The following is a 14,661-nucleotide window of genomic DNA, read 5'->3' as shown; positions in this document are numbered from 1 at the left end:
AAGCTGTAACAAAACGATTTTAGGCGACAGATCATGTCGGGTAAATGAAGAAGGAAAATAAAATGTTGATTGCAAAAATATTGATTGCGCTGATTGGCGTATTGCATGTGTATATTTTGGTTTTGGAAATGTTTTTATGGAATAAACCTGCTGGCTTAAAAGCCTTTGGCCATAGTCTGGAAAAAGCGAAACTTACCAAAGTCTTAGCACAAAATCAGGGACTATATAATGGCTTTCTTGCCGCAGGGTTATTTTGGTCATTGCTGGTGAGTAATCCTGATTTTTCTCGTTCAATTGCTACGTTCTTTTTAGGCTGTGTTTTTGTGGCAGGCGTTTATGGCGGTTTAACGGCGAGCAAAAAGATTATTTATATTCAGGCAGTACCTGCGCTGCTGGCTTTACTGGTGCTGCATTTTGCCTAATAAGCTGTATTTATAAAAAAAGCACAGGAGAACCTGTGCCATGGAGGAAAATGTGATTAAGCGCATGCAGGGGGTAATTCGCGCTTAAAAATCGAGTCGATTTGCTCAAAACGCAGCGTACGCCATCCATGTTGCTGAAAGGCATAATGAGTCACCTATTGTTCAAGCATAGACAAGAAATGTTCATAGCTACAAAATTCAGCATGAAATCCTGAATAGGGCGATTGGTAAAATAAATCAGATCAGGCGCAGCAGTACCACAATGCAAACAGCCTTGATGCAGATAGGTTTCTTTGTGATCAAACCAACACTGCCTCAAGCTTAATTAATAATGATTATTATTTATTTAATTAATGATTCCTGCTGAAAAAGCAAGCATAGCGTGCAATAAAACATGGGCAATGACTTAATTCTTTGTAAAATGCATGCGAAGAACATTAAGCGGTGAAGTGACGATGTGGGCGTTAGTATTTAAATGTACCTTGGGTGCACTGGTCGTGTTGCTTATTTCAATACTGTCGAAAAGCAAGGCGTTTTATATTGCAGGGCTGGTACCATTATTTCCGACCTTTGCCTTGATTGCGCATGTCATTGTTTTTCAGCAACAGGGTGCAGATGCGCTACGCCGCACGGCTTTATTTGGTTTATGGTCGCTGATTCCGTATGCCGTGTATTTGATCATGGTGTATTTACTTGCCACCCAAATGTCAGTGCTGAGCTGTTTAAGTCTGGCAACACTGGCATGGACAATTGCGGCAGGTATTTTACTGTATGGTTGGTATTTGTGGGCTTAAGGCTCGCTGTGTTGACGACCTGTCACCGCAATCCCAATCGATGCCGTAACAATCAACAATAACGCAATCCATTGAAAAAGGCTAAGTTGTTCGGACAGTAAAATATAACCTGTTAAGGCTGCGACAACAGGCGATAAACTGGTCAAAATACTATAACGCAGTCGTGCCAAATGTTTTAGTGCCACCAAATCAAGGGCATAAGGGATTGCTGTCGCTAAAATTGCAATCACTAAACCAAGCCACCAATACTGCACAGCGAACAGTTCATCGGGGTGTTGCCACAGTTCAATAGGCAATAGCATGATTGCTGAAAAACTAATGGCAATACTGAGCATATGGATGCCGATATTTTGCCGAACCACTTTGTGTCCAAAATAAATATACGCTGCCCAAAACAGCCCCGCACCAATCGCAAGGCACATGCCTAGATATGAAAAGTCCGCACTGTGCCCACCCCACGGAATAATCAGAATAATGCCTAAGATCGAGCAAAATACCCAAATCAAGTCACGACGACTCTGAATGGAACACAGTGCTAAACCCAAAGGGCCAATAAACTCTAAACCTACTGCAAGACCCAAAGGTAGATGGCTGAGTGAGCTATAAAATAACAGGTTCATGAGTCCCAATGAGACGCTATAGCACAACAGATCACGCCATTTGAGTGTTTTGAATTTCGGCAAAATACGCCATGAACGAAACACCACAATCACAATTATCGAGGCAAAACACAGCCGAAATAAGGTCACACTTAATGGATTGAGATGTTCAAATAGTTGTTTGGCAAAACTAGCGCTGACCTGATAAGACGCCATAGAGAGCAACATGCAGCCTGCGGCAAAAAGTTGTGAATTCATGTGCTGTCTCGCCGAGAAAAAAGTTCATGATTGAAATGCCCTGAAATACAACCCCTGCGCCGACAATAAAGTTCATTGCAACCTGTTCATGCAGCAGGATCACGCTAAACAGCGTCCCATAAAATCTATTGCATGTCATGTCGGCTGCCCTGATCATTCCATAAAAATGCCAGCAGCAATCTGCAAAAAGTGATGTCAAGACTGAGCCATTGCATACTGTTCAGCTATTCGCTTGGCAGTCGGTAATGCTAATGTCAGCCCACAAAAATCGGAGTAGTATACAGCAGAACAATACTGTGTTCAGCATGGGTTTAGTTTAAAAAATTATATAAAATCATTATCTTATATTAAAAACTGCGTTTATTAATATATTTATAAAACGCATGTATTATCCAGCCTACCAGTTTCAAAAATCCTTGCAGGCATGAACAACAGATGGATCAGAACAAGAAGAGTCAAGGCAGTCGCTACGGCCTCTATGCGACTGCCTTGGATTGAATCTAGCTCAATTCATACCCAAAGAATTTTTTACGAATCCAAAAGCTGACACTGACTAGCGAGATCAGGACAGGTACTTCCACCAGTGGGCCAATCACCGTGGTAAAAGCGACAGGTGACGCCAGACCAAAAGTTGCCACTGCCACTGCAAGTGCCAGTTCAAAGTTATTGCCTGCCGCGGTAAATGAAATTGCCGTGCTGCGTGCATAGTTGTTACCGAGCCATTTACTCATGGCAAAACTTAGAAAAAACATCACGATAAAATAAATGGTTAACGGAATCGCAATCCGTAGGACATCGCTTGGCAAGCTCAGAACTTCTCCACCTTTGAGGCTAAACATTGCCACAATAGTCAACAGTAATGCCACTAGGCTAATCGGGCTGATTTTCGGTAGAAACTGGTTTTGATACCAGCTTAAACCTTTGGCTTTGACCAGAATGCTACGGGTGAGAAAACCTGCGAAAAATGGAATGCCCAAATAAGTCAGTACCGCTTGGCTAATGTCTAAAAAGCTAACATCAATCACTTGCCCTTTTAGACCGAAATACGGCGGTAAAAAGCTGAGAAAGAACCACGCATAAGCACTAAAAAACAGGATTTGAAACAGACTGTTAAATGCGACCAGTGCTGCAACATATTGGTTGTCGCCACAGGCCAAACCATTCCAGACCAGTACCATGGCAATACAGCGCGCCAGCCCAATCAGAATCAGTCCTGTCATATAGCTCGGCGAGTCATGCAGAAAAATCACGGCCAAAGCAAACATGAGAATCGGGGCGATCAGCCAGTTCTGAATTAAAGACAGGGCAAGGGTTTTCTTGTCCTTAAAAATTTCAGGCAGGGCAGCATAGTCTACTTTTGCCAGTGGTGGATACATCATTAAAATTAAGCCAACGGCAATTGGCAGATTGACTGAACCGACACTCAAATGATTGAGAGCGCTAGAGGCTTGTGGGAAAAACTGTGAAATGGCAATCCCTAGCCCCATAGCCAGAAAAATCCACAGCGTCAGATTGCGATCAAGAAATGATAAACGAGATTGAGTCATGGCAAACATCATGTAAGAAATTAATCACAGCAATGCACTGCGGTTGAAGTTGCTGTGGGGAAGGCATTGTTTTGCTGCAACAACGCTAAAATTTCACGACACCATGTAGGCAGTTGCTCATGCAGACGGTAATACACCCATTGCCCCTTACGGCGGTCTTGTAAAATCCCCTGATTACGTAGCAGCGCCAGATGCCGTGAAATTTTTGGCTGGCTGAGTTGTAATTTTTCAGTCAGGTCACAGACACATAACTCTTGGTGTTGTGTGACCAATAACACCAGATTGAGGCGGGTTTCATCGGCAAGGCATTTAAAAAATTGTACTTGATCCATATTTTCAACCTGAGACACATTGCCCATGTTCATCAATAATCTGTTCGCCATCTTCTTTATAAAAAGCACCAAGCTGCGGTAAAGGTAAAATCTCCAGCACCACTTCAGATGGGCGGCACAGGCGTGTACCTTTTTCAGTCACAACAAAGGGACGGTTAATTAAAATCGGGTACTGCAACATGAAATACAGCAAGGCATCACCTGACCAGTGACTCTGTTCAAGTTGCAAAGTTATGTATGGTTCGACATTTTGACGCAAGGCTTCGCGCACGCTTAAGCCTGCATCGTGAATCAGTTGAATTAGCTGTTCTTTGCTTGGTGGATTTTTAAGATATTCAATGATTTCAGGTTCTATGCCTGTATTTTTAATCAGGGCGAGCGTGTTACGCGATGTTCCACAAGCAGGATTGTGGTAAATCTTGATGCTGGTCGACATATCAAAAACTTCAGTATATGGCAGATAAGCGCTTTTATATATGAATATCCATATATATACAATTACAGATATATGACAGCTTAAAAAAGCGCCAGAATATGGCGCTTTACAACTAGTAGACAGGATCGAGACCAGGCCATTGCTGTTGATGATAGGCACTGTCCCAAAACAGCCATTCGAGCTCAGCCCCACGACGGTAGACCTGCTGCATTTTGGCAAGTGTGTCTGCATCACAGCGCGCAGCAACTTTATCAATCGTGGCAATCACATTACGTACCGCAGCATGGAACTCTTCGCCTGCATAAGTGTCAATCCATGCCTGATAGGGGTTGTTGGCAGCCGAGTTTTCAACAATTGCCAATCCCACTTCGGCATAAATCCAGAAACAAGGCAGTAAGGCGGCCAGTACCACAGGATAGCTTTCTGACCATGCTGTTGCCAGTAAAAAAGAGGTGTAATGGTGGCAAGCCAAACTCAATGGTGTATTGGCAAACTGTTCAGGGCTAATCCCAAACTGCTGCATAAAGCCGGCATGTAAACTACGCTCCACAATAATCGCAATTTTTGCACCTTCCGAAAACTGCATGATGTCATCGGCATCAAAGGCTTTGGCTGCTGCGACTGCAAGAATGCGCCCATATGCCAGTAAGTAATGTGAGTCCTGAATAATATAATGTTGAAAAGCTTCCGATTTGAGCGTGCCCTGCGCCAACTCTTGGTTAAATGGATGCTGGACAATTTTTTGGTATAAGGCAAGGTTGTTCTGCCAGAGCTGCTCTGAAAAACGCATGGTCACTCCACGATGATGCGAAAACTGCAATATAGCGTGTTTTTTTTAAATAGGTAAAAAAACAGAAGCGCGTATAATATTGATTAATATTTTCTGATACGTGCGCGAACAGCATGTACTTTTTATTTTTTATAGGTCAGGTCAGTTCATGAAACATTTTCGTTTCTCATTTATTTTCAGCATCATCTGTTTGGGAATTGCAGCTTACTGGGGCTTCACGCATGGCCCTGAAGCCGGGGTTTCGACCATGCTACAGGCGCTCTCGGTAACTGCCATTTTGGCGATTATGGAAGTGTCTTTATCTTTCGATAACGCCGTGGTCAATGCATCGGTACTGCGGAGTTGGGATCATTTCTGGAAAATGATTTTCCTTACACTCGGGATGATTATTGCGGTGTTCGGTATGCGTCTGGTGTTCCCGATTGTGATTGTCGCAGTGACAGCTAACATGAACATGATGGATGTGGTCAGCATGGCGCTCAATGATCCGAAAAATTACTCAATGCGATTGATTGAACATCACGCGGAAATTGCAGCATTTGGTGGTGCATTCTTGGCACTGGTGTTTTTCAATTTCTTCCTTGATGCAGAAAAAGATACGCACTGGTTCAAATGGCTTGAAAAACGCCTGACTAACTTAGCCAATGTCCCTGCCATGTCAGTGTTTTTAACCCTGATCGCTTTATTGGTGATGGCACACAATGTAAGCGAGAGCGAGCGTTTGGCTGTGACCTTATCGGGGGTTTGGGGCATTGTGGTCTATATCGGTGTGCAGGTGCTTGGGCATTTACTCGGTGGTGAGCCTGAAGTGGACGAAGAGGCCAGCAGTTCAGGCAATGCTGCCAATGGCGTGATCAAAGCGGGTTTAGGTGGTTTCTTGTATCTGGAAGTGCTGGATGCATCTTTTAGTTTTGATGGTGTGATCGGGGCATTTGCGATTACTTCTGATGTCATCATCATTATGCTCGGGTTGGCAATTGGTGCAATGTTTGTGCGTTCCATGACGATTTATCTGGTCGAAAAAGGCACTTTAGAAGCCTATGTTTATTTGGAACATGGTGCGCATTATGCGATTGGTGCTTTGGCAGTGATTATGTTGGCCAGTGGTACAGGGGTGCATGTGCCTGAAGTGGTCACAGGACTGATTGGTGTAGCATTTATTGTTTGGGCGGTGATTGCCTCAATTCAATATAGTAAACGCCAGCTGATTGATTAAGGCAAATTTCAGGAAAATGTATAAAATGATGGGGTACAATGCTGTTGTACCCCATTTTTATTTTTAATGCTTTGCTTGTTTTCCCCAAGAGATTACAGATTGATATGATGAATGCTTTAGAACGCCGTTCCACTTTTGCCTTAAGCAGTATTTTTGCATTACGCATGTTGGGATTGTTCATGATTATTCCTGTGTTTGCAGTGGCTGGGCAGACATATCAATATGCAACGCCTGCATTGCTTGGGTTTGCCGTAGGTGTTTACGGCTTATCTCAAGCGATTTTACAAATCCCGTTTAGCCTGTGGGCAGACCGTTTTAGTCGTAAACCTTTGGTGGTCATCGGCTTGTTATTGTTTGCTTTGGGTGGTGCAATTGCGGCGATGTCACATACCATTTATGGTGTGATCTTAGGGCGTGCGATTGCAGGGGCAGGTGCGGTTTCTGCAGTGGTGATGGCATTGCTTGCCGATGTTACCCGTGAAGAAAACCGTACCAAAGCCATGGCGGCTATGGGCATGAGTATTGGGCTATCATTTGTGGTGGCCTTTAGTCTTGGGCCGTGGCTGACGCATCTGGTGGGAATTTCAGGGCTGTTTTGGGTGACCACCATTATGGGACTTGCGGCGATTGTTATGCTGCTATTGGTACCTAAAACCACACGTCATCATCGTAATTTTCAGCATGGTTATCTGAAGCAGCTTAAGCATGTATTGAAAATGCCTGACCTGAACCGTCTGCATTTCTCAATTTTTTCGCTACATTTGTTGCTCACTGCGATGTTTATTTATGTGCCATCGCAACTGATCCAGTATGCTGAAATTCCTTTGGCAAAACATGGTTTGGTGTATTTGCCATTATTGCTGATCGGTGTGATTTGTGCTTTCCCAAGTATTATTCTTGCTGAGAAATACCGCAAAATGCGTAGCATCTTTTTAGGTGCAATTGTTGGTGTCGTTGTGGGTTTACTGGTACTGGTTTTTGGTTATCAGTCCAAATATAGCTTGCTACTGGGTTTAGGGATTTTCTTTGTAGCATTTAATGTCATGGAAGCATTGTTACCGTCTTGGTTGTCTAAAGCCGCACCGATTCAGTCCAAAGCCACCGCCATGGGGGTAAATGCCAGTGCCCAGTTCCTGGGAGCATTTTTTGGTGGCACACTTGGCGGTCAATTATTAATGCTACATAATACTTCAACAGGTTGGAGCATTCTTGCTGCGATTGCCATGATCTGGGCATTGGTGAGTTTTGGTTTACAGCAACCGCGTTATTTATCTTCAGTCATTTTACGTTTGCCTGAGGGTAAACAAACAGATGAATGGACTAGCCAGTTATTGGCAATTCATGGTATTGAAGAAGTGGTGGTCATGCTGGATCAGCAGATCGCCTATGTAAAACTGGATAAGAAGCAGCTAGATGAAACTGCGCGACAACATTTAACGCACTTGTTGGGGAAAGAGCTAGTCATTTGAAGATAACTCTTATAAAGTAAAACGTAGAAACATATAGGAAGATAGTAGCGAATGCGTGGTGTCAATAAAGTTATTTTGGTCGGTACATTGGGTCGAGATCCTGAAACCAAGACTTTTCCAAATGGTGGGTCGTTAACTCAGTTCTCAATTGCAACGAGTGATTCTTGGGTAGACAAAAGTACAGGTGAGCGAAAAGAGCAAACCGAATGGCATCGTATTGTATTGCATAACCGTTTAGGTGAAATTGCCCAGCAATATTTGCGTAAAGGTTCAAAAGTCTATATTGAAGGCTCACTGCGTACTCGCCAATGGACAGATCAAAACGGTCAGGAGCGTTACAGCACTGAAATCCGCGGTGATCAGATGCAAATGCTAGATTCAACCCGTGGTCAGTCAGAACAAGGCGCAGGCGATAACTCAGGTTATGGTCAACCGCGGTTTAACAATAATAATCAGCAAGGCGGTGCTAATAGTAATAATAACTACAGTGGTGGTTATGGTCAAAATACTGGCTTTAATCAGCAAGGTGGTAGTCAAGGCGGCGGTTTCAATAACTATGGCGCAGGCAATAACAATGCCCAAGGTAGTTTTAATAACAACCAAGCGGCTAAGCCAAAACCAGCGGCAGCACCAGCTCCTACAGATTTAGATGACGATTTACCATTTTAATTACAGCATTCAATTTAAAAAACCTGATTAAGATCAGGTTTTTTTATGTCCGAAAGTGCCAAATCTGTATAGTTGAACAGAATATGATAAGATTTGAGAGACGATAAAATGTATTGATAATATTGAAGTTAATTCATAGAAAATAAAAAAATCGGTGAATAAAATTTAGAACATACCAAGATTCATTTGATTAAAAAATCTTATAACTTACTTACACATGGGGAATCGCTTTTGTGAATTTTAAAACAAATATGGCATGGTTATGGAAAATGCTGAAAAAGCATTGGTTTAAACTTTTTGCAGGAATTTTTATTTTCTATAGTTTTATCTTACCGTGGTATGTCATTAAATATCATTCAAATTTACCTCCTCAAGATCAGCTTTATAAAGAAGTCGGGACTTTAAACTATGAGAAGGTCGATGCCCGTAGAGGGTATTTGGTTGGAATTACAAGCCATGGTCAAACGAATTATTTTACCTGCCGTAGCCCAATGGGTAAGCGTAATGATTGTTTGATTTCTCAAGGATTTGATGAACTTAAGGCCAATAAAGGTAAGCCTGCTGAGGTATTGTGGTTTAAACAAGATCAAGGTATTGGCTATAGCCAAAGATTAGTTGCTCTAAAAGTTGATGGCAAAACATGGGTCAGTCTAAAAGAAGGGGAAAGACAATTAAGCATCCAGCGTAAAGGGATAGATGGCTTTACAGTATTCGCACTTCTTTTTATATTCTCTATATTCTGGGTAAAAAATAAACTAGAATGAAAAAAGAAAGACAGAGAAAATGTCAAAAATGAAAAGAAGCTCATTTAAAAAATAAATCATTTGATTAGAAAAACGAGGGACAGCTTTTGTGAACTTTAAAACTAGTATTACTGTTTATGCAAAAGCCAAAAAAGCCAATTCATAAATAATTCGCACAAATTTTAGCGATTGATTGAGCTGAAAAGAGATGCATCTTTTCTGTTTATGAACTTCAATTAGCAAAGAGATTTTTTTATTCGCCAAAAAAAGCATGCACTTTTAAAGCCAATATCGTTACTATAGCTTCCTGCGTTTTTTTTTAGTGTCATGATGTTTGGGAAATATGAAGATTGTTCAACTACTTTCAACTTTTGATAGCGCGACCATTGAGCGTAGTCGCGGTTATATCAATGAGATAGATGCTGAACAACTTTCGGTTCAACCCCAGTCGGCCAACCGTTGGCTGATTCAAGCACAGGTAAAGGGGCAGTTTGCCTATCGTACTCGTGTCACTCTCGATGCTGCTCGACAGCAGGTCTTACAAAGCCGTTGTAGTTGTCCTGTTGGTGATCACTGTAAACATGGGGCAGCGCTTGTTCAGTACGCTGTACAGCATCATTTGATTGCACCTCCTCAGATTGAGAGTACCAGTTCGGCATGGTCACAGCGTTTTGAGTCAACCCTGAACCATTTGCAAGTGCATCCAGAGATGGCTTCGGTTCTGGAAGAAAACTATTTTATTTATATTGTTGAGCGTCAACCACAAACGGGTTTAATGAGTCTGCAGCTCTACAAGGTACGCCGTAATAAACAAGGTGAAATTCGCGAAGCCAAACAATATACCAATTATGCCAATATCCTGAATGCTCATGTTGATACGACCGTGCAGGAACGTTTGTTGTTTCAAGATATATACACAGCACAAAATACCCAAAAAAATAATCAGTTACCTTCCCATACTTTAAGTTTTAAAGGTCTGCCAGCCAATCTGTTACAACAGGTCACACAGTATGGCTGGCTGTATGCCGAAGACTATAAACACGCTCCCTTGCGTTGGTCAGATACACTGTATCAACTGGATTTTACTTGGGAAACCCAGCCCGATGGGCAATCCGAGCAGTTGATTGCCGATATTTATGCATTGGGTAGCAAGAATGAATTAAAGCATGTGCCACATATCTGGATTTTGGCGACACAGCCTTTAACCTATATTGATCTGCGCCAAAATAGTATTGGTCGAGTAGAAGCCGCTTATCGTTATGACATTATTGATGATTTGCTGAATATGCCGATCATTCCTAGCCATTTGTTGGGGCAGATGGAGCAGACTTTACAGCGTTATCTGGTCGATCAAACGACATCTGCTTACCCATTCGAGCAGAATTTACCTGAAATGCAGGGTAATCCAACAGCTGTGCTGCGCTTTGGTGATCAAGCTCATCTGGATCAGATTTTCTCGAAAAACGATTTGGCATGTGCCAGCGTATTTTTTGATTATCCTGCAGGGCGCGTTCCTGCAAATTATGCAGAAAATAGTTTTGTAGGGCAGTATCAGCAGAAGCCTGTTCGGCAAATGCGCGATTTAAAACAGGAACAGCACCTGTTACGCAAGCTTTGGGAGCTCCTGCCGAATATCGCATGGCTGGAACAGTTGCCTCAGCTCAAATTGCCGTATGTCGATATGGCGAATTTGCTCTGTATCGATGCGCATGAATTGATCTCGGCACTGTTGCCTGTCAATTTGATTGAAGCTTTAGATTGGAAAGTCGAACATAGTGCACAGAGTTTATTTAATCTGCAATTGGCACAGCATGTCGATGTTGCGCTGACCCAAGCCGATGAGCGTTATGAATGGTTTAACATTGGCATGACCATTCAGGATCAGCGTGGTCATAAACACAACTTGGCAGAATTGCTGGCACGCCTGATTCAGTTACACCCCAAATTACTTGATATACAACGGTTGCAAGAATTTGATGAAGATCATTATTTTGTGCTGCCGATCAGTCATGCGCCTAGCTTGCTGATTTATTTGAAAGACATCAAGCCGATTCTGATTCATTTAAACCAGTTGTTTAATCAGGAAGATGATTTTCAGCTCGATGTTTATGATGTGGCACTGTTATCACAAGCCAATGATTTGAATCTGAATTTGTATCATGCAGAGCGTTTAAAACAGTTTGTGCAACGCTTGCAGCAAGGTGAACAGCAAGCGCTGGCTACGCCCGAAGGTTTCTGTGGAGAACTCCGCAGTTATCAACAGCAGGGTTTGGGCTGGCTTCAGTTCTTGACCGAAACTCGTCATGGCGGGATTCTGGCAGATGATATGGGCTTGGGTAAAACTGCGCAAACGCTGGCACATATTTTATTGCAGCAGCAAGCAGGAAAATTAAATAAAACCCCTGTGCTGATTATTTGCCCGACTTCGCTGACCTCGAACTGGTTTAAAGAAGCACAGAAATTTACACCACAACTCAAAGTATTGGTGTTGCATGGGCATAACCGTCATGTGCATTTCCAGCATTTGCCCGAATATGATGTGATCATTAGCACGTATCCACTGTTGGCACGTGATATTCATCTGTTAAAAAATCAAAAATTTCATACTGTGGTGCTCGATGAAGCACATTACATTAAAAATCCGAATGCCAAAGTCTCACAAGCGGCACGGCAACTGCAATCGCAGTATCGTTTGTGCTTAACAGGTACACCGCTGGAAAACCATTTGGGTGAGCTGTGGTCATTGTTTCATTTTCTGATGCCCGGATTTTTGGGGACGCAAGATTACTTTAACCGCAAGTATCGTTACCCGATTGAGCGTCAACAGCGTGTTGATTTACAGGAACGGCTGATTTTACGCACCCGCCCATTTATTTTGCGCCGTTTAAAAACTGAAGTCGCGAAAGAGCTGCCGAAGAAAACCACCATTGAAGTCAATATCGACATGAATGATGCGCAGCTTAAGCTCTATGAGGCGCTGCGTACTGCAATGCAGAGCAATGTGCGGCGGTTACTGGCAGAGCGTGGACTAAAACGCAGCCATATCCAGATTCTGGATGCCTTGCTGAAATTGCGTCAGGTGTGTTGTCATCCGCGGTTATTGAATCTGGAAGGCATGAACAGTCACAAGATTCATTCTGCCAAACTGGATTATCTCATGGAGACCTTGCCTGATATGTTGCAGGAAGGGCGCAAGATCCTGATTTTCTCGCAGTTTACCAGTATGCTCAGCCTGATTGGTGACGCTCTGCAAAAACAGGGCATCGAGTTTGCCAAACTGACAGGGCAGACGCAAAAACGTGATGAAGTCATTCAGCGTTTCCAGTCAGGCGAAGTGCCGATTTTCCTGATCAGTCTCAAAGCAGGCGGAGTGGGCTTGAACCTGACCGCTGCCGATACCGTAATCCATTATGATCCGTGGTGGAACCCTGCCGCAGAAGAACAGGCATCGGATCGAGCATGGCGCATCGGGCAGGACAAACCCGTGTTTGTGTATAAACTGATTATGAATCAGAGTATTGAAGAAAAAATCTTGCTGATGCAAAAAAACAAGGCACAACTGGCACAGTCGATTTTGTCGAAAAACAGCCAGATTAATGCGGCATTTAGTGAAGATGAGCTGTTGCAACTGTTTGATGCCACATAAAAAACAGCGATGTTTGGGAACATCGCTGGGGGTAAAAATGTCTTCTTGGAATGCTTTATTATTATTTGTCTAGGGTTTTACACAGTGAGCAGATGGTGCCGCTATGTTTGTGCGAGAACAACACATCTGGGCGTTCATAAGTTTCATCACAGACCACACAGTTATACACAGTTGCCATTGGCGTACCTTCTGCGTCATAACGCGGCTCTTTAATGCCGTCATGATCTTGTTTGATATAGTATTTTCCACCAGTTACCAAGCCCATGACTGGAGTCATCACAAAGGCAACCACGAGCGCAATCAGAGGCGAGTAGGCGGCAAGGAAACTGCCGAACATTCCAAAGAACGCTGCGATGGATAGACCTGCTGCGGCAAGGAAAGCCACCATGCCCACAGGGTTGATGTTGTACAGCATGTCGCGACGATATTCAGGTTCTTTCGGTGAAAGCTTTAACACATATTTGTTGATGGCAATGTCGGTTGCAACCACCACCACCCAAGCGATGGCAAAGTTGGAATAGAAGCCCAAGATTTTGCCCAAGACTGCAAACATGTTGCCTTCCATCAGCGCCAGTGCAATCGCCAGATTCACCAAGACAAAGATGATGCGACCCGGATAATGTTTGCTGATACGGGTGTAAGCGCTGGTCCATGCCAAAGAGCCTGAGTATGCATTAGTCACGTTAATCTTGATTTGTGAAATCACCACCAAAATCACCGCCAAAGCCAGCGCTAACCAACCCGGTAACATGTCATGGAAAGCGGCATTGAACTGCTGTACAGGTTCAGTGGTGTTGACCCCTGGGACTTTGGTGAGTAGATAGAATCCTAAAAATGCACCGATGACTTGTTTGATCGCACCCAAAATCACCCAACCTGGCCCTGCGGAAATCACCGCCGCCCACCATTGTTTGCTGTTGGCTTTGGTTTTGGCTGGCATAAAGCGTAGATAGTCAATTTGTTCACCAATTTGCATGATCAGCGATAAACACACGCCCGCACCGAGCATGATGGCTGCTATGTCCATCGGGGCAAAGCCGTCATGACCTGTAAACTGAGCAAACTGACCGACCAGATTCGGCTCTTTGTTGATGAGGTAGGCGACAGGGCCAACCATCAAAATTAGCCACACAGGCGTAGTCCAGACTTGTAATTTACTCAAGGCTTTCATGCCATAAATCACCAGTGGAATCACCATAAAGGTCGAGATCAGATAACCTGCCCACAGCGGAACACCCAGACCGAGCAGCAAGCCCTGCGCCATGATCGAACCTTCAAGGGCAAAGAAAATGAAGGTAAAACTGGCAAAAATAATACTGGTCAGCACCGAACCAAAGTAGCCAAAACCTGCACCACGGGTAATCAGATCAAGGTCGATGTTATAACGTGCGGCGTAGTAGGCGAGTGGAATCCCTGTCAGGAAAATGATGATTGCGGCAAATAAAATCGAAAATACTGCGTTGGTGGTGCCGTAAGACATGCCAATGCTTGCGCCAATCGAGAAATCCGCAAGGTAGGCAATGCCGCCCAGTGCGGTAATCGCCACCACTTTTGGGCTCCAGCGCCGAAAGCTGTGTGGTGCATAACGTAAGGTATAGTCTTCTAGGGTTTCGTTGACCGCTTTTTGATTGTCACTGCTGCCTTGCAGGCTGTTGACATCTGAATGTTGAGATACGCTCATAATTGCCATTCTCCCCGATGCTGATGGTGAATTCTTGAGATGCATTCAGTGTGGCGTGC

At 43.6% G+C, this 14,661-nt stretch carries 13 protein-coding genes; 7 read left to right on the top strand and 6 right to left on the bottom strand.

Annotated elements, in window-relative coordinates:
• Window positions 1-65: 65 nt before the first annotated feature.
• Window positions 66-422, top strand: a complete 357-nt coding sequence (locus ACX1N5_RS03465) for a DUF1304 domain-containing protein (RefSeq protein ID WP_458799852.1) — start codon at window positions 66-68, stop codon at window positions 420-422.
• Between the two features lie 455 nt (window positions 423-877).
• Window positions 878-1,216 (top strand): GlpM family protein, encoded by a 339-nt coding sequence (locus ACX1N5_RS03460; RefSeq protein WP_004754677.1) that lies wholly within the window; start codon window positions 878-880, stop codon window positions 1,214-1,216.
• On the opposite strand, the gene ACX1N5_RS03455 is transcribed toward ACX1N5_RS03460, so the two are convergent.
• The 5 genes from ACX1N5_RS03455 to tenA form a co-directional block, all read right to left on the bottom strand.
• Window positions 1,213-2,073 (bottom strand): EamA family transporter, encoded by an 861-nt coding sequence (locus ACX1N5_RS03455; protein WP_458799502.1) that lies wholly within the window; start codon window positions 2,071-2,073, stop codon window positions 1,213-1,215. The two genes, ACX1N5_RS03460 and ACX1N5_RS03455, sit on opposite strands and share 4 nt — an antisense overlap.
• Window positions 2,074-2,573: 500 nt before the next feature.
• On the bottom strand, window positions 2,574-3,620 hold the full coding sequence (arsB, locus tag ACX1N5_RS03450; RefSeq protein ID WP_458799504.1) for an ACR3 family arsenite efflux transporter: 1,047 nt from the start codon (window positions 3,618-3,620) through the stop codon (window positions 2,574-2,576).
• A gap of 20 nt (window positions 3,621-3,640) precedes the next feature.
• Window positions 3,641-3,952, bottom strand: a complete 312-nt coding sequence (locus ACX1N5_RS03445) for a metalloregulator ArsR/SmtB family transcription factor (protein ID WP_458799506.1) — start codon at window positions 3,950-3,952, stop codon at window positions 3,641-3,643.
• Between the two features lie 4 nt (window positions 3,953-3,956).
• Window positions 3,957-4,388, bottom strand: coding sequence for an arsenate reductase (glutaredoxin) (gene arsC, locus ACX1N5_RS03440; protein ID WP_458799508.1), 432 nt, complete (start codon window positions 4,386-4,388; stop codon window positions 3,957-3,959).
• Between the two features lie 112 nt (window positions 4,389-4,500).
• Window positions 4,501-5,178, bottom strand: coding sequence for a thiaminase II (tenA, locus tag ACX1N5_RS03435; protein ID WP_458799510.1), 678 nt, complete (start codon window positions 5,176-5,178; stop codon window positions 4,501-4,503).
• 148 nt (window positions 5,179-5,326) lie between these two features.
• On the opposite strand from tenA, the gene ACX1N5_RS03430 reads away from it, so the two are divergent.
• The 5 genes from ACX1N5_RS03430 to ACX1N5_RS03410 all read left to right on the top strand — a co-directional run bounded on the left by ACX1N5_RS03430 (window position 5,327) and on the right by ACX1N5_RS03410 (window position 12,921).
• On the top strand, window positions 5,327-6,394 hold the full coding sequence (locus tag ACX1N5_RS03430; RefSeq protein ID WP_004754664.1) for a DUF475 domain-containing protein: 1,068 nt from the start codon (window positions 5,327-5,329) through the stop codon (window positions 6,392-6,394).
• A 104-nt stretch (window positions 6,395-6,498) separates the two neighbouring features.
• On the top strand, window positions 6,499-7,863 hold the full coding sequence (locus tag ACX1N5_RS03425) for an MFS transporter (protein ID WP_458799512.1): 1,365 nt from the start codon (window positions 6,499-6,501) through the stop codon (window positions 7,861-7,863).
• 51 nt (window positions 7,864-7,914) lie between these two features.
• Window positions 7,915-8,532 (top strand): single-stranded DNA-binding protein, encoded by a 618-nt coding sequence (ssb, locus tag ACX1N5_RS03420; RefSeq protein ID WP_458799514.1) that lies wholly within the window; start codon window positions 7,915-7,917, stop codon window positions 8,530-8,532.
• A gap of 233 nt (window positions 8,533-8,765) precedes the next feature.
• Window positions 8,766-9,296 (top strand): hypothetical protein, encoded by a 531-nt coding sequence (locus tag ACX1N5_RS03415; protein WP_458799516.1) that lies wholly within the window; start codon window positions 8,766-8,768, stop codon window positions 9,294-9,296.
• A 322-nt stretch (window positions 9,297-9,618) separates the two neighbouring features.
• Window positions 9,619-12,921: a DEAD/DEAH box helicase gene (locus ACX1N5_RS03410; protein WP_458799517.1), complete on the top strand. Its 3,303-nt coding sequence runs from the start codon at window positions 9,619-9,621 to the stop codon at window positions 12,919-12,921.
• Window positions 12,922-12,982: 61 nt separating this feature from the next.
• Here the strand turns inward: ACX1N5_RS03410 and ACX1N5_RS03405 are convergent, their stop codons facing one another.
• Window positions 12,983-14,602, bottom strand: coding sequence for a purine-cytosine permease family protein (locus ACX1N5_RS03405; RefSeq protein WP_458799519.1), 1,620 nt, complete (start codon window positions 14,600-14,602; stop codon window positions 12,983-12,985).
• Between the last annotated feature and the right edge of the window lie 59 nt (window positions 14,603-14,661).

The sequence above is a fragment of the Acinetobacter sp. ANC 4636 genome (genome assembly GCF_054454555.1).
The sequence above is the reverse complement of the archived record's forward strand: the minus strand, read 5'-3'. Positions and strand labels throughout refer to the sequence as shown.